Genomic DNA, 20,478 nt, shown 5'->3' on the forward strand with positions numbered 1-20,478 from the left:
TATTTCTGCAAAGATAATTATTTACTCGAATTGTCGATTTCTCTTTCAATTTTAATTGAATGCGTATAGACCTTTCCATCACCTGCTGTTGCAATACTTCCAGAAACTTTAATTGTATCGTCCTGAGGTTGATCTTGTTTGTAGGTTGGAAAATAAAAATCTATGCTTTTGGCAATGCGATTCAAAATATTAAGATAATTTTCATTATCTGAGTTTACATTCAATTTGAGGCTCCGTAAATTGGCTATCCCTGTTTTCTTGACCTCAACATCATAGGAAAAGTTTAATTGACCAGTAACTTCAATTCCACTTTTATTGAAGCCATCGGTAAAGCGTTTGGCAAGAAACGTATAGAAATTTGAATAGTCATCGAAATTACAGGATTTACCCTGTAATAATTCTGCACGGACAAAATAATCGTAGGGCAAAATGCTCAACGACTGAAAATCTTCGCTTGGGAGTTCTCCATTATCATCGTAGGTTGCGGTGATTTTTCCATTGACAAATCGCTGTGTCATTGCGTAAATGGGTTGCTGCCCCACATTGTAAAAGTAGGTGTTCCAATTTCCCTGTGGTTTACCACCTTTTACTTTACCTTTGCGAAGATAAAAATCGTAACCGAATTCAGTGAAGCCTTCAAAAGGTATTGCAAATTCATAGTTTCCTTCACCTTCAACAACTTCCTGTTTTCCCCGGTTATCCCAGTAATCTTTGATGAAATAGCCAAAATCACCATAGGAGATCGTCAATAATGGTTTGCCATCAGGATAATAATATTTCCAATCGCCAACAGGATAGTTATCTTTAAAATTTATCTCCCATTTCAGCACACCATTTGGGTGAAAAGCCTGAAATAAACCCTCCTTTTTACCATCTGTATAGTTTCCCACCAGTATGCGATCGCCATTGGGGGCAAAATCACGAAATTCCCCGTCGAAAATCTGTTTTGTGAAATCAAATTTGCTGACGCGTTCAATTGTTTTGAATTCGCAATCTTTTGTTGCCAGATAATAATATTTATCAAAATAGAAACGAATCAATCCCTGATCTAATTTTTCGTAAAATACGGGTTTACCTTCTTGTGCTAAAATAGATTTAAAGCAAAACGATGATAAAAACAACAGTATATAAATGAATTTTTTAGTCATAACAAAAATTAATGTGCCTCAAGCCAATTTTTACCTTCTCCGATTTCAACGACTAATGGGACCGTCGTTTTTATAGCATTTGTCATTTTGTCCAGAATAATGGTTTTGAATGCTTCGATTTCTTGTTTCGGAACATCAAAGACCAGTTCATCATGAACCTGCATAATCATTTTGCCCTTGAGTCCCTGTTGTTCGATTTCTTGTTGTATTGCAATCATGGCAATCTTGATTAAATCTGCTGCTGATCCCTGAATCGGTGCGTTGATTGCATTTCGTTCAGCAAATCCTCGAACCGTCATGTTTGCCGAATTAATATCTCTCAAATAACGTCTACGCTTTAAAATTGTTTCAACGTAACCTTTCTCTTTTGCAAATTCAACAGCATCGCTCATATACTTTTTTATACCCGTATATTGGTTGAAGTATTCATTAATAATGTCCGCTGCTTCTTTGCGTGAGATACCTAGATTTTGGGATAGACCAAAGGCGGATTGACCATAAATAATGCCGAAGTTGACTGCTTTCGCATTGCGTCGTTGTTCGGACGTTACTTCGTCGAAAGCCATGTTATAAACTTTCGCTGCCGTAGCACGGTGGATATCATGTCCTTGACTGAAGGCTTCCAGCATATTTTGATCTTTACTCAATTCCGCAATTAGGCGCAATTCGATCTGTGAATAATCGGCGGATAAGATCACATTGTCCGCTGAGCGGGGAATAAAGGCTTTTCTCACTTCCCGGCCTCTTTCCGTGCGAATCGGGATATTCTGCAAATTGGGGTTGGTAGAGCTCAGGCGGCCAGTGGCTGCGACGGCTTGATTGTAGGATGTATGAATCAGACCAGTTTCTGGATTGATCAACTCCGGTAATGAATCTACATAAGTTGATTTTAATTTCTGTAATTGTCTAAAATTCAAAATATCCTGAACGATATCCGATTTGTGCGCTAAAGCTAATAGAACATCTTCACCCGTTTTATATTGCCCTGTTTTTGTTTTTTTTGCCTTTGGATCCAATCGGAGTTTATCGAACAGTATTTCACCTAATTGTTTGGGAGATGCAATATTAAAGTTAACTCCTGCCTTTTCAAATATAGCTTCTTCGAGATTGCGAATGTCCTGTTCTAAGATTTTTGAAAATTCACCGAGGGCAGGTACATCTACTTTTACGCCGTTACGCTCGATTTCGGCAAGTACGTAAACAAGTGGAAATTCGACATCCTGAGCTAATTGCAGCGTGTCTGTCTCTACCAGAAGTGGTTGAAATATGTTTTTTAGCTGCAAAGTAATGTCCGCATCTTCTGCAGCATATTCTTTGATTTTTTCGAAATCAACATCCCGCATATTTCCTTGCTTTTTCCCTTTTTCTCCAATGAGTTCGGTAATTGAGACTGGGGTGTAATTTAGATAGTTCTCTGCAAGTACATCCATGCCATGACGTGTATCAGGGTCAATGAGGTAATGCGCCAGCATGGTATCGAATAAGGTCCCCTGGACCTTAACACCATATCTTGCCAATAGGAGAATATCGTATTTGATGTTCTGACCTATTTTTTCAATGGCTGGATTTTCAAGCACTGGTTTAAAGATATCGACGATTCGCTGTGCTTCTTCCCGATTTGCTGGCGTAGGGATATAATATGCTTTTGTTGTTTCAAACGAAAAAGATAGTCCGACAATATCAGCGAGATTCGCGTCTAATCCTGTTGTTTCGGTATCAAAGCAAAAGCTGTCCTTTGTGGCTAGCTCCTTGGCAAGTTTTTCTTGTTCATCACGAGTATCTACTAACCTGTATTCGTGTGTCGTATTATGGATATTGTTTAGAACAATATTTTCACTAGATGCTTCTATTTCTATAGCTGTACTTGTGGTTATAGTTGTTGTCTGTACAGCAAATAAATCCATCTGCCCATTTACAGGAGCACTTTTCTCAAGGATGGAGAAATCTTCTCCAAATACTCTTTTCCCAAGCGTTCTAAATTCCAATTCAGCAAAAAGGGGCTCGAGAATCTCTTTATTCGGATCCTCAAGTTCCAATGCTTTTTCGTTAAGTTCAACTGGAACATCCAATAGAATTGTTGCTAGTTTTTTTGAGATCAGTCCCTGTTCGGCAAAATTTTCGACATTTTCACGCATTTTACCCTTAAGCTGATCCGCATTGGCTATAATGCCTTCAACGGAGCCAAATTCCTGAACAAGTTTCTTTGCCGTTTTCTCTCCGATGCCGGGAATTCCCGGAATATTATCTACAGCATCTCCCCATAGACCCAAAATATCAATGACCTGGCAGACATCGGTAACTTCCCATTTTTCGAGAATTTCTTTGACTCCTTGTACTTCAGCCCCATTGCCCATGCGTGCCGGTTTGTAAATAAAAATATTGTCCGAGACAAGCTGACCAAAATCTTTATCCGGTGTCATACAGTAGACTTGGAAGTTTTCTTGTTCTGCTTTTTTCGCCAATGTTCCGATAATATCATCCGCTTCATAGCCGTCCATTGTAATAATTGGAATATTAAATCCTTCAATCAGACGGTAGATATAAGGAATAGAGGCCGCAAGGTCTTCCGGCATTTTTTCGCGATGTGCTTTATAGGCTTCAAATTCAATATGGCGTGCGGTAGGAGCATCCGTGTCGAACACTACTGCTATATGAGAAGGTTGCTGATTTTTCAATACCTCCAATAGTGTATTGGTAAATCCCATGATTGCCCCTGTATTCAACCCTGTCGAGGTGATGCGTGGGGTCTTGCTCAATGCAAAATATGCTCTATATATAAGAGCCATTCCATCTAAAAGAAATAGTTTTTTCACAAAATTGAATTTTAGTCTCCTTACAAAGGTAAGAAATTCATCAAACCGTAAGTTTAATAAATTTTTCCGATTTTTGTGCTATGACACATTTAATGCAACAGGTTCTATGAGAGGATTGGTAACAAAGTCTACGGGTAGTTGGTATCAGGTTTTGGGCGAAGACGGCAAAAGATATGATTGCCGGATCAAGGGGAAATTTCGTACCAAGGGAATTAAAACAACCAACCCGGTAGCTGTGGGCGATTGGGTGCATTTTGATGTAGAGCCGGATCTTGAAAGTGCTGTCATTCGCGAGCTGGAGCCCCGTCGCAATTACATTATTCGAAAGTCGGTGAATCTTTCTAAACAAACGCAAATTATCGGAGCTAACTTGGACCAAGCCTTACTGGTGGTCACTTTGGCTTCTCCACCAACTTCTTTGGGTTTTATTGATCGTTTTTTGGTAACGACCGAAGCTTACGGCATACCAGCGGTGCTTATTTTTAATAAACTCGACCTTTTTAGTGATGAGGGACTAGAGATATTGGCCGAGTATAAAGCTATTTATGAACGAATAGGTTATCTGTGTTATGAGGTGTCTGCCCTAACAGGAAAGAACATTGATGTTGTCAAGGGGTTGCTTCAGGATAAAATTACATTGGTTTCGGGACATTCCGGTGTGGGTAAATCGACATTGATCAACGCAATTGTACCTGAATATGGTCTGAAAACGGGTGAAATTTCAGACTGGTCTGACAAAGGCAAGCATACCACAACATTTGCAGAGATGTTTGATTTGCCATTTGGGGGAAAACTGATTGATACGCCCGGCATTCGCGAATTGGGGATTGTGGATATCGAAAAGCAAGAACTGTCCCATTTTTTTCCAGAGATGCGCGCGTTGATGAACCAGTGCCGATTCAATAATTGTAGACATATCAACGAGCCCGGCTGTGTTATTATGGAAGCCGTGGAGGATGGGGAGATTGAATCTTCACGTTACGATAGTTATCTCAGCATATATCATAATGAAGATAGTAGAGCTTAATACAGAAGAGGCTTCCACATATGGAAGCCTCTTCTGTATTTAAAGGACGAGCGGGTTTATTTTATGGCTTGTGTTAGATTCAGGTAGTCCCTTAGATAGGTACATTCCTTTGAAGCCATATTGAAAAAAGGCGTGTCCTTATAATGCGTATTTAGCTCTTTAAAGTATTTATTCTGCAGCGAAAAGCGGTAGAACGGATTTTTCAAAGGGGAGTCATAGTATTGCCAGCGTGTTTCATCTGTATAAACAAAATCCTTCTGTTCACATTTTGCAAGCATGAAGGTACATTTGGCCTTAAATTCTTTATCTGCGCTCAGTGAACGGGCTTTGGAATACCATTCTTTTGCTGATTTTGTCTGTAAATAATTCCGTTGCCAGTGAATTGTTGTAGCGGCATGACTGTCTGAGGATGCCCAATCGTACGACACCAGGGACCAGGCATTTCCGTAGGTGCTGGTCTGATAAATTCCTGTAGCCATCTGAAAATAATAGTCTGCTTTCTTCTGATTGTTTTTTTCGCTTTTTATGGCATTTTCCAATCGCGCCATACGTTCAGCATATTTTAGCTTGGTTGTATTTTCTTTTCCGTATTTCTTGGGATAATCATTGATGGTGACGATGAATGGGCTGGGTATAACATTATTTTCATCTTCGCTGTACGAGTTCTTTATTTCTTTTGTTTTGTGCTCTTTAGGAAGCGTCTGTAGTGTTTTGGCGGCGTTTTGGAAGTCCAGTTCCCGTAAATATGCTGTCCCTAAAAGCTCGGTCAGATAGTCTCTATTGAAATGCTTGATATCCTCCAATAAAAAACGGGATAATGTGTTTTGCTGTGTGTTGTCGGACAATAAAGTTCTTATTTTTATTAATGTTTTGGGTGTAAGACTATTTTCCCAAAAGTGCATGGTGGACCATTGCATGTTGTCTTCAAGATAATCCTTTGCGACACCATAATTATAGAAAATATCTGCTTTAACAGCGGCTAAACTCGCCATGGCAGTATCCTGCGTGCTGAGATAGTGTTTGACGACGAGATTCTGGAGTATGTTTCTGGCGATTAAACTATAGTTGCTGTATTCGAAAGCACTATAGCTCCATTCGTTTTTCTTGCTTGAACTTTTACCGTCTTCTTTGGCCTTCTCTTCCAACCATGCCAATGTTTTGACAAGCTTTGGTTGGTCTATCTGTTTGCTGGTTTGCCAATCGGCTAACTGCGCAAGTAATGCCGTAATCTGATATTGATCTGCCAGCTTAGGGTTCAGATCACTTTCCTTGACCAGGGCAAGATATTTTTTTGCAAGATCATTTTCTTTGTTCATCCAGCTTAAATAGGCTGCAGTAATCAAGCCGAGCTGTGGTTGGACGTATTTTTTGTCTTGATAAAGGTTTAAAGCAAAATTACGAAGGGAATCCAAGTGTTGTTTAACCGTGTTTTTGTCCTCGTTTCGGGAATAATAATTATAGTTTTCGCCGTAGCCGATGTAAAACGACTCGTTCATGTCACCTTCTATTTTATTCACTTCTCTTCCTAGCAAAACGGCATTTACTGTATTGGCTGGATCAAGCTTATAACAGGCGTTTAAATATTTCATGGTGCGGTCCCCTGTACCGAAACCAATAATGGCGTTAATGTTAAAATTGTCGGCATCATTGGTTGCATATTGAAAAATTTCAGTATCGGAAGCTGTGATGTAATGAAAATTTGAGTAGGCCAAAACCCGTCTTTCGGGACTTGCTGTGAATAATTTGGAAAAAAGGTAGGCGGCTTTGGCTCCATCTCCATTTTTACGGACGGCGCCAGCATAGTTTGAAAGTGCCCAATTTAGAATCGCATCATTGCCTTTAATGGGCTGTAGGTATTTTTCATAAATAGCAATACTTTTCCCATATTCCTGACCGAATAGATATAAGCGTGCAGCCTGATAAGCATAACGCACAAAAAGAAAACTGTTTTTTTTATGCTTGTTGATCTGCGCTTCGGCGAGTTCAGCATATTGTACGATCTCTTTAAAATTCCGCGTATCGGGATCCCAGTAATTATGCTGAACATTTGTAATAGGCTCTTGCTTTTTTGTGAAAACAAAGTAAGCTCGCTCAGGCTCATGTTTACCATCAATTAAGGTTTGTACAAATGTATTTCCTTTGATGGAGTCAGGAAGATTACTCCAGGAAGATTTTTTTTGATTACTGACCAAATCAGCCGTCGCCGAATCGCTGTGGTACATTAATTGTTCAATATCATTTACATTTACTTCAGGCCCCAAGTGTTTTGCCCAAGCTTCGCTGTTAACGAGGCTTTCCCTAACTGGAGCTTCTTCAGTGTAGAGAAATTGATAAGGGATGTATTGAAATGCAGAAAACCCATTGTCTTCAAGATTTGGAAGATAATAAGTCGTTTGGTTGTCATAGGGATCCACTTCGGGACCACAAGCGATATTTGTTGCAATTTCTCCAAAGAAGAATGCAATAGTAGTGCTAGAAAGCACGAATAATTTCCTGTAACTCGGCATTGTCATGATTTGCTAATGTAGCTTGATCTAAATGATAAAAAATAATCTGATGTTTTTTCCCTTTCAACTCTCCCCTCAAAAATTTTGCCGTTTGCAAAAGATCATTTTGTGTTACTTTCTCAAACCGCACGACATCTCCTTTTTTGAGGTTTGCTTTAGGGAGATCGACTGCCAAAATATATAAGTTGCTGTTCGGATTATGGGTAAATAGGTTTGTATTATTGATATCCTGCTCGCTAATATATTTTGAAATGCCGATGTAACTATTGTTTCTAAAGACCACAAACCATTGAAATAAGGGAAGAGCGATATCCATTTCCATTGGATAATTGTGTAGCGTACCACCTAAATAGGTATTCAGATCCTGTTGATTCAGGATAGAATTCTGGTTTCCGAATTGGCGCAAGTTGCCCATGTTGTAACACATTAATGTTGCTTTTTTTACTGGTGGGATACCACTTGTAACCGTGTTCTTAACCTGATGTAACCTTAATGTTGAGCTGACCACAATGCCTTTTAAATCAGGTAATTCTTGTAGGTACTTGAGCAGGTAGAAAAATTTGTCCCGTGAGGATTGAGTCCAGTCACAGTCCAGTTGCAATTCGTTAAATTTTTCTTTGCCGGCCTGCTTAATTTTTGCAGAGACAAAAGGTACAATTTTATTGGCTAAAGCCCTTATCTGTAAACTGTCCATTTCTGAAAAAATGCGTTGATTGATAAACACGACAGGTATTAACGCTTGTTCTTTAGGGACTGGCTGGGGAAAGGTAATGGGGCTAATCGGGACCGCCTGGACACCGGATGGGTCAAAGTCTATATCCATAATTCGTGTATATATGGATTTGGCTTTGACTTCTTTTAGTGCGCGATATTCCATGGTGTCAATTTTAAAGACCGTTTTCCAATAATAGAAGCCTGTTTCGGGGTTGGAATCTGAACAAGAATTGAATACAAGTAGCCAAAAAGGTATAAGAAATAAAAAATGTCGTGTCCGAAGCTGCATATTCGCTTTATTTAATAGTAGTTGAAACAAAAAGGGAATTGATCTTGTTTGCTATTCAATAAAATAAAGACTAAATTACAAAGAGATTGCGACTTTATGAAGCCTATTTTTAAGTGGATCATTGGAATTGTTGTGTTTATCCTTCTGGCTTTGACCGGAAGCATTATGTATTTTAGCAATAAATGGAAACCGCTGCTGGATACCAAAATAAAACAGTTGGTTTTGCAGGCGACAGATAGCCTGTATACAGTTCACTATGACGATATCCATGTTAATCTGGCGTTGGGGAATCTGACCATTGATAACCTTCATTTAATTCCTGATAGTATAGTGTATAAGAAATTGGAGCTTCTGAAAAAGGCTCCGGACAATCGCTACGCAATAGTCATCAACAAGCTTAAGATTAAAAGTTTTGGCATCCGTAAGGTGCTGATGGATAAAGAGCTTTTTTTACACGATGTTACGGTAGATACGCCCACTATACATGTTATCAATGAGCTGCATAGTTATAACGATACGGTAAGCCAAGGTCCTAAGAAACCCTTGTATGAGAAGATTAAAGATAATTTAAAGAAGATTCATGTTGAAGCTGTTAACTTGAATAATATAGATTTTAAATATACACAGGTACAAAAGGGGGTACATCAGGACTTTGAAATAAAAAAAGTAAAAGTGCGGATTGATGACGTTCTTATTGATTCAACTTCGGAACAAGATAGACAGCGTTTTTATCATACGAAGATGATCGACATTGAAGTGCCGGGCTTTACTTATCAAACTCCGGATGGATTTTATAAAATCAATTTTGATAAGCTTAAGATCAATAGTAAAGAAAGAAATGTTCTTTTGACTAAAGTAGCTTACCAACCGACGTTAAATAAAGCGGCTTACTACAAGAAAAAAGGGGAAGGCGGGAGTTATGTTGTTTTTAAAATGGACACCCTTAAACTGGCGGAGTTCAATTTTGGACAGCTTTCCAGAGATAAAAAGATTTATGCACAAAAAGCATTATTAAAGAATGGGCAACTTTCTATCTATAGCGATAAGCATTACAAAAGTTCTGCTACCCGGCAGATCGGAAATGCGCCACACATGAAATTGATGCGGATGTCAACCCGGTTGGGAATTGATTCGCTGATCTTGGATAATATTGGCATTTCTTATTCCGAGATGAGCGATAAATATAGCCAGATAGGAACTATCACTTTCAATCATACCTACGGTACAATATTGAATGTGACCAACGATTCGACAAAGTTGCTGAAACAGAAACTCATGCGGGCTAATCTGAGCACTAATTTTATGAATTCAGGAAAGCTCGTGACCAATTTTGTTTTTGATATGACCTCTAAAGTTGGGGCTTATACCTACAAAGGGAGTCTTGGACAGATGGATTTAACAGTTGTTAATAAAATGATTCGGCCACTGCTTAATGTTGAGGTTAAATCTGGTAACCTGAAACAAATCGTATTTGATGTCTGGGCCAATGATTATCGAAGCAAAGGGACGTTTAAAATGGATTACAATGATCTAAAGGTTAATATACTCTCTGAAACAGGTGACGACGGACGCAGGGAAAAGAAGGGCTTTCTTTCTTTCATGGTCAATCAGGTTTTATTCAATCCCGGCAACCCAGACCTGTATGGTAAATACACGATAGGACATATCAACAAACATCGGGATCCCTATCATCCTTTCTTTAAAGCGATGTGGCAAAGTCTGCTGATGGGTATTAAGCAATGTGTTGGTTTAGGGCCAGAGCGCGAAGCAAAATTGATGAATACGGCTGATCGCGTTGAGAAGGTCGTGAACGGAGTGGAGAAAGCGAAAAAATTATTCTCGGGGATATTTAAAAAGCATAAAACTGCCGAAGAATTGCTAAAGGAGGAAAAAGAAGAGGAGGCAAAAGCTGCCGCAAAAATAGAAGAAAAACGAAAACGTGATCGAGAGAAGGCTGAAAGGGAATTGGAGAAAGAATCCCCGGGAGATTAGGGAGCGAAGATGTATTGAAAGGCATCGGCAGATTCCGTTTCACGTGAAAATAGCCTGCCCATTGGATGAGAAGATATAGATAGATTTTTGAATAAAGGCAAATTTATCTTAGTTTGCGGTTTATAATGGTAGATTCGATATTAAGTTTTGTTCGATTTGTTTTCAAATATAAAAACGGTCTAGTAGATAAGATCATGTTCTACGCCAGCATGATTTGTGCTGCAATTGTGATTTTCAACGTAGGTTATGTCACAGACCCGATATTGGGTATATTACTGGGCAAGACAATTCATTACTTATTTTTTGTGCTTTTTTTTATGATCGCGTTGCGGGAGTCATCATCCATTTATGCGCTGAAAAAAATTGCCGTCGAACATTACTCCGGACTGCTCATCCTGATTTATTTTATTTTTATTTTGATAGCCCGTTTTGCCGGAATTGAAGCACTAGCTGTTTTTTCCCGCGAGCAGTGGATTTACCTGGGTATTTATATTATTTTTATCGCTGAGCTCTCCAAAAGTACCCTCTTTTTCGATAATTTTTATTTTAATCCCACCATACTGTTTGTCATCAGCTTCCTCGTGCTTATCCTGATCGGGACAGTCCTATTGATGCTACCGCGAACAACAATAGAAGCTCCGCTCAGTTTTGTCGATGCCTTGTTTATGGCGACCAGTGCTGTCTGCATAACTGGATTATCCGTAGCAGATATTTCGACCAACTTTAGCATGTTTGGCCAGACCGTTATTATTGTATTGATACAAGTCGGCGGACTCGGAATTATGACCTTTACGGGTTTCTTTGGCTATTTTTTTTCTGGCGGATTCTCATTCAAAAACCAATTGATGTTTGGCGAAATATTGGGGGAAAATAAAGTGGCCTCGGTGATCAAAACCTTATTGACCATGATATTTATTACACTATTGTTTGAATTTCTAGGTGCGATATTGATCTTTAGTACCCTTGAAAAGGCTAATTTCCCTAATATGGGGAGTATGATTTTCTTTTCGATCTTCCATTCCATTTCTTCATTTTGTAACGCTGGATTCTCTATTTTATCTGGCGGAATCACCAATGAGGCTTATAAGTTCAACTATCCATTTCAGCTGGCGCTCTCTTCGTTGTTTATTCTTGGTGGATTAGGCTTTGGAATTGTACTGAACTTCTATACCTACGTTAAGGAGTCAATATTGCTTTGGTATCACCGTTTGGTTACGAAGAAAAATTACAAACATAAGGCGTGGAGCTTTAGTTTTAACTCCAAATTGGTTTTGCTATGTAATGCGATTATTATTGTTGCAGCAACACTGTTCTTTTATTTTTTAGAACGCAAGAATACACTTTCTTTGGAAAAAGGTTTTGACGGTGAATGGGCAACATCTTTTTTTATGGCAAATGCTGCGCGTTCGGCGGGCTACAATAGCATAGATCTAAGTTTCGTCGGCGCGCCAACTATTTTTCTGATTATGGTATTGATGTGGGTAGGTGCTTCTCCGGGGTCTACTGGAGGTGGGGTAAAAGTGACGACAGTGGCGCTATCTTTTCTGAATATCATTTCTTTGGCAAAAGGAAAGGAATATATTGAAATTTTTAAAAGGAGAATAGCGAGTGAATCCGTGAATAAGGCTTTTGCGATTATTCTATTATCATTCCTCGTCGTTGGGCTGAGTTTTTTTGTTCTTATTTTTACCGATCCGGACAAAAGCATGAAGGATTTGCTTTTTGAATCCTTATCGGCATATACGACCTGTGGATTAAGTTTGGGCATAACTCCTTCCTTAAGCATGGGTGGAAAATTGATCATAGTCGTGACCATGCTGGTTGGTCGTGTGGGGATGTTGACTTTGTTGGTAGCATTTATTAAAAATACGACCCGTAGGAATATTATATTTCCGGAGGAAAAGATCCTGTTTTAATTTTGTTTGCTTATGTATAAAGATACAAAAGATCAAAGGGTGTCTATTTGCAAGCGATTAGACTTGCAAATAAAATAAATTTATCTTAGTTTGAGTTATGAAGTATATTGTTTTAGGGTTAGGACACTTCGGGCGTTCATTGGGCGTTCATCTTACTGAACTCGGTCATGAAGTAATCGGTGCGGATCGAAATCTAACTATTGTAGAGCAGCTCAAAGATAAGATCACGCATACAGTATGCCTAGATACAACAGATCGGGAGGCTGTATCTTCGCTGCCTTTAAAAGATGCTCATGCTGTCATTGTCGCCATTGGAGAGGATGAGGGGGCATCGCTCATGACAGTAGCACTCCTAAAGCAACTAAAAGTAAAACGTATCATTGGCCGTATCGTATCTGATCTGCAGAAGACAGTTTTGGAAGCTATGGAGATCAATGAGTATATCATGCCAGAGGAAGAAGCCGCAGAACGATTGGCAATGCGGTTGGACAATATTGATATCGTTGATTCATTTAAGGTGTCAGATCGGTATTCTATCGTAGAAACAAAGGTGCCACAGCGTTATGTCGGAATGACATTGCGGGAGGCCAATCTGACCAACCTTTATAAAATTATCGTACTGACAACAGTGCAAATTACAGAGACAAAAAAGGACGGAATCACCAAAGAACAAAAGGAAGCATCTGGTATTGCCACCTCTGAAACGGTAATGGCAGAAGGTGACATCTTGGTTGTTTTTGGCGAATTGTCCAATATTAATAAGTTAATTCAAAAAGGAGAATAAAAATTATGTTATTAACAACAACAAGTATTATCGAGGGGCACCAGATCGATCGTTATCTGGGGATTGTTTCTTCAGAGGTTGTTCTTGGAGCCAATGCCATTAAAGATATGATGGCCGGTTTTAGAGATTTTTTTGGTGGTCGCTCTAATTCTTATGAGCGTGCATTTCAGGAAACCCGTGAGGCAGCATTGCGTGAGCTTGAAGACCGTGCTAGGGCGCTAGGGGCCGATGCTGTTGTAGGCGTTCGGCTGGATTTCCAGACTGTAGGAACAGGCGGAATGATGATGGTCGGGGCAACCGGAACTGCCGTTAAGATGAAATAAATCCAGATTGGCCCTAACTATAATTAGGGCCTTTTTTGCAAAAGGCGTCTCATTTCATTTTCAGGAACTGTCGTTAAGTAAGAAAATCGCGCCATTGGCCTTACACTTTCTGTGATCTTTTCTTTCTAGGATCAAGGGAGGCATATTTAATAGATTGGTCATAATTATAATTGTATATAAAAACAAATTTATCTAAGTTTGGCTTTTAAGACTTGTAAACAACCTAAGAGGATAAATGAAAAATTGGTTTAAGGTAAATTCAGCACATTTAATCGTTATTGCGCTATTCATTGTGCTCGTATTTTTTTATTTCACGCCCGTCTGGCAGGGAAAGACTCTTGCTCAATCGGATGTGGTGCAAGCTCAAGCTGGGCAAAAGGAATTATTTGACTATAAAGCCAAAGATGGGAAAGCTCCTATGTGGACGAATTCCATGTTTGGCGGAATGCCAACCTATCAGATCTGGCAAGCGAACGAAAATAACATCGGCACTTATATGCTGAAAGCCGTCAAATTTGTTTTTCCAAGCCCAATGGACACCGTGTTGTTTTATCTTTTGGGGGCCTATTTTCTTTTTAGCGTATTACGCATCAAACCCTGGCTCGCTGCGGTAGGCGCAGTGGCAATAGCCTTTACTTCATACAATTTTATTTATATTGAGGCGGGACATATCACCCGCGCCAATGCTATCGCCTTTATACCGCCTGTCATCGCAGCAGTGATCATGTGTTATCGGGGAAGCAGGCTTTGGGGGCCGGTGCTGCTGGCGTTATTTCTTTCCCTTGAAATTCGTGTCAATCACTTACAGACAACCTATTACTTGCTCATGGCATTGATGGTATATGTTATTTTTACCCTAATCGATGCGATCCGGCAAAAACAACTAAGGGAGTTTTTTATCGCCTCGGGGAGACAGGTGATTGCAGTGATCATTGCTTTAATGGTGAATGCTTCCATTTTGTTGCCCACCTGGGAGTATAGTAAGCTGAGTACACGTGGGCATGCTAATATTACAAAGGTCGATAACAATAGTACAAAAGAAAAAGGGCTGGATAAGGAATATGCTTATGAATGGAGCCAAGGTGTTGGTGAGAGCATGACTTTTCTGATTCCGAATGCTTATGGCGGAGCCACAGGTGGTCAATTGGACGAGAAGTCGCATGTGGCCAAATTCTTTATGGAAAGAGGAGGTGCATCGGCAGTTCAGGCTGGACAGATGGCGCAAGGAATGCCTACTTATTGGGGCGATAAACGTTTTACATCAGGGCCTTGGTATTTTGGGGCTGGGGTTTTCTTCTTGTTCATTCTGGGACTTGTCATTGTTAAAAACAAATTCAAATGGTGGATATTAACAACCACTGTATTAGCCTTGCTTTTGTCATTTGGAAAGAACTTTACATTGGTTTCGGATTTATTCTTTGATTATTTCCCAATGTACAACAAGTTTCGGGCCGTGGAATCCATCTTGATACTCGTTTCAATTACAGTTCCGCTCATGGCTGTCATGACGGTAAATGAATTGCTAACACGGGCTAAGGAAATTCCAAACCTGGATAAGAAAGTGCTGTATACTTTTGCTGGTGTCGGCGGAGTTTGTCTGCTGATCGGTCTGCTACCGGATTTGTTCTTGAACTTCAGAAATGCTGGTCATAATAATTTAATTGAGTCGTTTACCCAACAGATTGGTGATAAATCTTTTGCGACAGAGCTGGCAAACCAATTGGTTTTGGACCGTAAAGATATCGCGAGTAAAGATGCTTATCGTTCCTTTGTTATTGTGTTGCTTACATTCGGGGCTGTTTGGTTTTACCTCAAAAGAAAGGTCAGTGAAGGGGCGTTATTGGGGACTTTGCTTGTCTTGTTCCTATTCGATCTGTGGAGTGTAGATAAACGCTTTTTGAATGATAAATCCTTTATGGAAAAGGGAGCGACTACACAGCAGGTATTCCAGCAACGTGAGGTTGACCAATTGATCTTAATGGATAAAGACCCAAGTTATCGCGTCCTTGACCTGACAACAGATCCATTTTCTGATGCACGTCCTTCCTATTACCATAAATCATTAGGCGGTTATCATGCTGCTAAATTAATGCGTTTTCAGGAAATCTTGGAGAATCAATTCAACGGAGCGCTCAACGAAGATGTGCTAGACATGTTTAATGTGCGTTATTTGATCACAACAGATCCTCAAAACCAGTCACAGCGTATCGTGAGACGGAGCACAGCAGCTGGGAATGCATGGTTTGTGGACAAAATAACCTTTGTAAAAGGAAATGCGGAAGAAATGCAGGCGATCAGCTCTTTTGATCCGCGTAAAGAAGCGTTTGTGAATCAACAGTACCAGAATGAAATCAAAGCAAAAACGTCCAGCTCGGCTACAACAGGGGAAATTAAACTGACATCGTACCATCCTGATAAAATGCAGTACGAATATACGGCTACCAATGACGCATTTGCGGTATTCTCTGAAGTTTTTTATGATAAAGGATGGAAGGCGTATGTCGATGGAAAAGAAATACCAATTATCCGTGCAGATTATTTGCTGAGAGCTTTACAGTTGCCATCAGGAACACATAAAGTCGAATTTATCTTTGATCCGGAATCACATAAGATGGGTAATCTTTTGACTTTAATATCGTCGATTATCCTTGGATTAGGCATAGTGGCAGCAGCATATTTCTCGTTACGGGAGACAAAAAAAGAAACAGCTGCATAGCAAGCTGTTTCTTTTTTTAAAGGTTGAAGCTTTAGAATAATTTGAGTTGTGGATCAGTTATTCTAAAGCTTTTTCTATGATGTGGTGTTGACCCGTATTCAAGCACCGCAGTCCGGTGTCTTACAGTCGGATAGCCTTTATTATTAAGCCAATCGTAAGCGGGGTAATCCGAAGCAATATTGTCCATATACTCGTCACGGTAGGTTTTTGCTAAGATAGAAGCGGCTGCGATAGAAAGATATTTTCCGTCCCCTTTGATAATGCAGGAATGGGGAATTGACTGATAAGGAATAAACCTGTTCCCGTCCACAATAATATATTCTGCTTTTATCTGTAGCATATCCAAGGCTTTGTGCATGGCGAGATAGCTGGCATTGTGAATATTGATGCGGTCTATTTCTTCCGCTGAGACACTCGCCACAGCATAGGCAAGTGCTTCCCGTTCAATAATAGGACGCAATGCCATCCGTTTTTTTTCGCTTAGTTTTTTCGAATCGTTGAGAAGCTCGTGATGGTAATCGGCAGGGAAAATTACTGCTGCCGCAAAGACCGGTCCTGCCAAGCAACCTCTGCCTGCCTCGTCACATCCGGCTTCAACCTGTTGATCTTGATAATATGATAGTAGCATCTTTTTATTCTGTAAATGAACGAAAGTACAAATAAAATTAGAGTTATGCATTGTAACTTCTGTGTGAATAATGCCCTTTTACATTAATTAACACTAATAATCTCTTCTTTTGTAAAGATATTGAATGTGCTGATGAGCATGGACCGGGGAGGAATGGGTTAAATGAAAACAGGAGCATTCGGTCAAGAATTTGTCAATTATAGAAATATAAAAATAAGTATTATGAGAGGCTTCATGCTTTTTTTGTTGAGTATGTTAACAGGATGGACCGTATATGGTCAGACGAGAAGCGTACAAGGAATGTTGAAAGACGATAAAAACCGCGTTATTGCGGGAGCAACAGTTAGGTTGACTTCAAAATTGGATTCCATGACCGCAGGTTCAAATATGGCCGGGATTTTCACTTTCGATAAGATCAAGGCAGATACATTTAAGATTACTGTTTCTAATTTAGGCTTTGAACGTTTTGAAAAAGAGTTCAGCTTTCCGAAGGGAGAGGTAAAATACATTATCCCAAGTCTGACTTTACAACAGAATTCTCAAATGCTTGAGGAAGTCGTTGTGGATGGCGTGCCGACGGTAGTTGTGAAAAGTGACACCCTGGAGTACACGATGAAGGACCTGAAATTACGTGATGGATCCGTTGCTGAAGATGCGCTAAAAAAACTACAGGGCGTGGAGGTGGATAAAGATGGTAATGTCACTGCTCAGGGAGAATCGGTGAAACGGGTGCGGATCAATGGTAAGGACTTCTTTGGTGGAGATGTAAAGACCGCCACGCAAAACCTTCCTGCCAATATTATCCAAAAAATGCAGATTATCGATGACTACGGGGACATGGCCAATATCACAGGAAATAAGAATGGCGATTCCGAAAAAGTATTGAACATTCAGATTGATCCTAAATATAACCAAGGTCACATGACGACACTCCGTGCAGGATATGGTACAGAAGACCGTTATCAGGCAACAGGAATGTGGATGGGAATGCGCGAAGGCGAGCAGATCTCCGTTCTCGGAAATTTAAACAATACCAATGCACCTCTTTTTGATTTCAACACAACAGGAGGCGGAGCCCGACGCGGGCAAGGTGGTGGTGGACGTCGTGGCGGCGGTATGTTTGGTGGCTCAGACGGTCTCACCAAAATAGGCTCTATCGGACTTAATTTTCGGAAGGATTTTTCGGATAAATTGACTGCCTATGGTAGCTATAGTTATAGCCATAGCAATAATACAACCCTTTCCCAGCGATATATCGTGAATGCAACGCCGGGCCGGACACAAGCAGATAGTGTCGATGCGAATTCAAATACCATTGGCGGCAATCATCGTTTTGAGGCAAACGTAGAGTGGAAGCCCACTGCGAAGGATTACATTAAGATTGTGCCACAGTTTGGCTATGATGACGGGAATAATAATTCGATAACCAATTCGATTACTTATTTAAGTAATGTTTTGGATAATAAACAGGAACTAACAACTGGAACAAACTCCACAGCGCCAAGGTTTGGGATCAGTGGTTTGTATAACCGTAAACTGAATGACAATGGACGTAACTTGTTTTTCAATTTCAATTATAATAATGCCAAAACAGATAAGGATGTAAATCAGATACTTGATAGGTATATTTCCGACCCCTCCAATATCAATCAGCCCATGAGTAACATTTACCAACGTACGGTTCAGGATGCGCTCAATAAGAGTTGGAATGCAGGAGCTTCGGTAAATTATACCGAGCCTTTATCCAAAAATGGCAAATTGGAGGTGACCTATGATTTCAACAAGAATAAATATGACAATAATATCAGTCAAAAAGGTTACGATAAAGATAGCAGTAGTATTGAAAACGCATTTGAAAATGCGAAGTTAAACCTTGATTATAATTATGACTATGCTTTTACAACCCATAAAATCGGAGCGAATTATTTGTTTAGCAATGACAAAGTGACCTACTCGGTGGGAGTCGCTGGACAACCATCCCAATTGAGGGGATCAGCGATTAATTCGGGCGAGATTATTCCGATTTCCCGTAACAACATGAACTGGATGCCAATTGCTCGTTTTGAATATAAATTCTCCCGTCAATCCAATTTAAGCGTTAACTACTCCGGATCGCCAACAGAACCAAGTGTATCTCAAATTTTGCCATATAATCTGAGTACAAGTTCAACAAATATCGTGTACGGTAATGCGAACCTGAATCCAGAATTTAATCACGATTTGAAACTACGATTCCGTAAAAACGACTTTCAAAAGGGTAATAATTTCTTTGTATTCCTCAATGGATCATTAGCTGATAATAAGATTGTTAGTTTAAACAAATCGTATTACGGTCCTATTCAGAAGGATCCCACAACAGGAAAAATTGATTCGGCATTGATCTCAGAGACGCGTTATCTGAATGAGACGGGGGATCGTCCGTATGCGATCAATTCATTTTACCACTACGGTAAATCCTGGAAAGAAAAAACCTTCAATGTGATGTTGATGGGGGGTATTTCGGTGAATAAAACAATTGGCTATTCTTCGATCGATGAAAATGATAATATCGGACAAAAAAATGTAGCCCGTAATTTCGTCCTGACTCAAGGACTAATGTTTCGTTATAATCCATCCGAAAATCTGGAAATTAATCCGGGTGTTCGTTACCAATTTACACATACAGAAAATAGCTTATTACAGCGAAATAGCGATATTCAGACGTGGACACCAACATTAATTGGTTCATATAATATTTTGAAGAACACAATCTTTGGCGCCGATCTTTCGAAGTCTTTCAATCAGGGCTATGGTCAGGGGTTGTCCTCCAATCCGTTCATTATCAATACCTATGTAGAACAAAGATTCTTGAAAGATCAACGTGGGACATTACGTTTGCAAGCATTTGATTTGTTAAATCAGCAAACAAATCTTTCTCGTACTGTAGATGGCTTCCTAACTACAGATAGCCGTACCAATCGTTTGGGCCGTTATTTTATGGTCTTGTTTACGTATAAGTTCCAGAAATTCGCGATGGGTAATCCCGAAGGGGAAAACAGATTTCCGGGTGGAATGCGTCCACCACGTATGTAAATAATAACAATCTTATAACGAATAAAAGACGGTCATAGTGATTTCACTATGACCGTTTTGCATTTAAAAATCCCTAGCTTTGCAAAAACAAGCGCGAAATGATTAAGTTTGATGAATTAAAAGTAGGAGATATTCCAGCCATTGTAACAATGATGGAAGCATTTTATGCCATCGATGGGTACGATATCGACCGCAAGACAACGATTGACAATTTTGATCTTTTCGTTAATGACCCTCAACTTGGACAAGCTTGGTTGATTCGCAAAGGAGAAGATATTTTGGGTTATATGATCGTCGCTTATTTCTTCAGTTTTGAATTCAAAGGAAGAGTTGGGCTTCTCGATGAACTTTTTGTGGGCGAAAAAGCCAGGGGGATGGGGCTTGGAAAATTAGCCGTCGATTTTGTAACTTCCTACCTAGAATCGAAGAATTGTAAAATGATCTTGCTGGAAGTCGAGGAACATAACGAGCGGGCCATTCATCTGTATAAGAAAAATGGTTTTGCTTTTCACCCGCGCAAATTTATGCGTAAACACATCAATTAGAGAA

At 39.8% G+C, this 20,478-nt stretch carries 13 protein-coding genes; 8 read left to right on the forward strand and 5 right to left on the reverse strand.

Annotation, left to right across the window (positions count from 1 at the left end):
* Positions 1 to 17: 17 nt before the first annotated feature.
* Both DCO56_RS14795 and polA read right to left on the reverse strand, forming a co-directional pair.
* Positions 18 to 1,148 (reverse strand): toxin-antitoxin system YwqK family antitoxin, encoded by a 1,131-nt coding sequence (locus DCO56_RS14795; protein ID WP_108634570.1) that lies wholly within the window; start codon positions 1,146 to 1,148, stop codon positions 18 to 20.
* Between the two features lie 8 nt (positions 1,149 to 1,156).
* Entirely contained in the window at positions 1,157 to 3,961 is a 2,805-nt protein-coding gene (gene polA / locus DCO56_RS14800; RefSeq protein WP_108634571.1) for a DNA polymerase I, read from the reverse strand.
* A 106-nt stretch (positions 3,962 to 4,067) separates the two neighbouring features.
* Between polA and rsgA the strand changes: the two genes are divergently transcribed.
* Entirely contained in the window at positions 4,068 to 4,988 is a 921-nt protein-coding gene (rsgA, locus tag DCO56_RS14805; protein ID WP_104383456.1) for a ribosome small subunit-dependent GTPase A, read from the forward strand.
* Positions 4,989 to 5,044: 56 nt separating this feature from the next.
* Here rsgA and DCO56_RS14810 read toward each other — a convergent pair whose 3' ends face one another.
* Together DCO56_RS14810 and DCO56_RS14815 are read right to left on the reverse strand one after the other, a co-directional pair.
* Complete coding sequence (locus DCO56_RS14810; protein WP_108634572.1) at positions 5,045 to 7,501, reverse strand: hypothetical protein; 2,457 nt, start codon at positions 7,499 to 7,501, stop codon at positions 5,045 to 5,047.
* A complete protein-coding gene (locus DCO56_RS14815; protein ID WP_146191073.1) occupies positions 7,461 to 8,372 on the reverse strand; it encodes a hypothetical protein in 912 nt (303 codons plus the stop codon). Before DCO56_RS14815 ends, DCO56_RS14810 begins: the two co-directional genes overlap by 41 nt.
* Before the next feature lie 222 nt (positions 8,373 to 8,594).
* On the opposite strand from DCO56_RS14815, the gene DCO56_RS14820 reads away from it, so the two are divergent.
* From DCO56_RS14820 to DCO56_RS14840, 5 genes are all read left to right on the forward strand, one after another.
* Positions 8,595 to 10,490: a hypothetical protein gene (locus DCO56_RS14820; protein WP_108634574.1), complete on the forward strand. Its 1,896-nt coding sequence runs from the start codon at positions 8,595 to 8,597 to the stop codon at positions 10,488 to 10,490.
* A 125-nt stretch (positions 10,491 to 10,615) separates the two neighbouring features.
* On the forward strand, positions 10,616 to 12,406 hold the full coding sequence (locus tag DCO56_RS14825) for a TrkH family potassium uptake protein (RefSeq protein WP_245935842.1): 1,791 nt from the start codon (positions 10,616 to 10,618) through the stop codon (positions 12,404 to 12,406).
* Between the two features lie 97 nt (positions 12,407 to 12,503).
* Positions 12,504 to 13,190: a potassium channel family protein gene (locus DCO56_RS14830; protein ID WP_108634575.1), complete on the forward strand. Its 687-nt coding sequence runs from the start codon at positions 12,504 to 12,506 to the stop codon at positions 13,188 to 13,190.
* 5 nt (positions 13,191 to 13,195) lie between these two features.
* A complete protein-coding gene (locus DCO56_RS14835; protein ID WP_104383460.1) occupies positions 13,196 to 13,513 on the forward strand; it encodes a YbjQ family protein in 318 nt (105 codons plus the stop codon).
* A 235-nt stretch (positions 13,514 to 13,748) separates the two neighbouring features.
* Complete coding sequence (locus tag DCO56_RS14840) at positions 13,749 to 16,229, forward strand: YfhO family protein (RefSeq protein ID WP_108634576.1); 2,481 nt, start codon at positions 13,749 to 13,751, stop codon at positions 16,227 to 16,229.
* A gap of 31 nt (positions 16,230 to 16,260) precedes the next feature.
* Here the strand turns inward: DCO56_RS14840 and DCO56_RS14845 are convergent, their stop codons facing one another.
* Positions 16,261 to 16,857 carry a ribonuclease HII gene (locus DCO56_RS14845; protein WP_108634577.1) on the reverse strand — a complete coding sequence of 199 codons (597 nt, stop codon included), beginning with the start codon at positions 16,855 to 16,857 and terminating at the stop codon, positions 16,261 to 16,263.
* 222 nt (positions 16,858 to 17,079) lie between these two features.
* Here DCO56_RS14845 and DCO56_RS14850 point away from each other — a divergent pair, with 222 nt between their 5' ends.
* The gene (locus DCO56_RS14850) at positions 17,080 to 19,929 is read left to right on the forward strand and encodes an outer membrane beta-barrel protein (RefSeq protein WP_181390565.1); all 2,850 of its coding nucleotides are present in this window, start codon (positions 17,080 to 17,082) and stop codon (positions 19,927 to 19,929) included.
* 98 nt (positions 19,930 to 20,027) lie between these two features.
* Positions 20,028 to 20,474, forward strand: coding sequence for a GNAT family N-acetyltransferase (locus DCO56_RS14855; protein ID WP_108634579.1), 447 nt, complete (start codon positions 20,028 to 20,030; stop codon positions 20,472 to 20,474).
* The last annotated feature ends 4 nt before the right edge of the window (positions 20,475 to 20,478 follow it).

Origin of the sequence: Sphingobacterium athyrii (assembly GCF_003071065.1) — a bacterium.
Lineage (GTDB): Bacteria > Bacteroidota > Bacteroidia > Sphingobacteriales > Sphingobacteriaceae > Sphingobacterium > Sphingobacterium athyrii.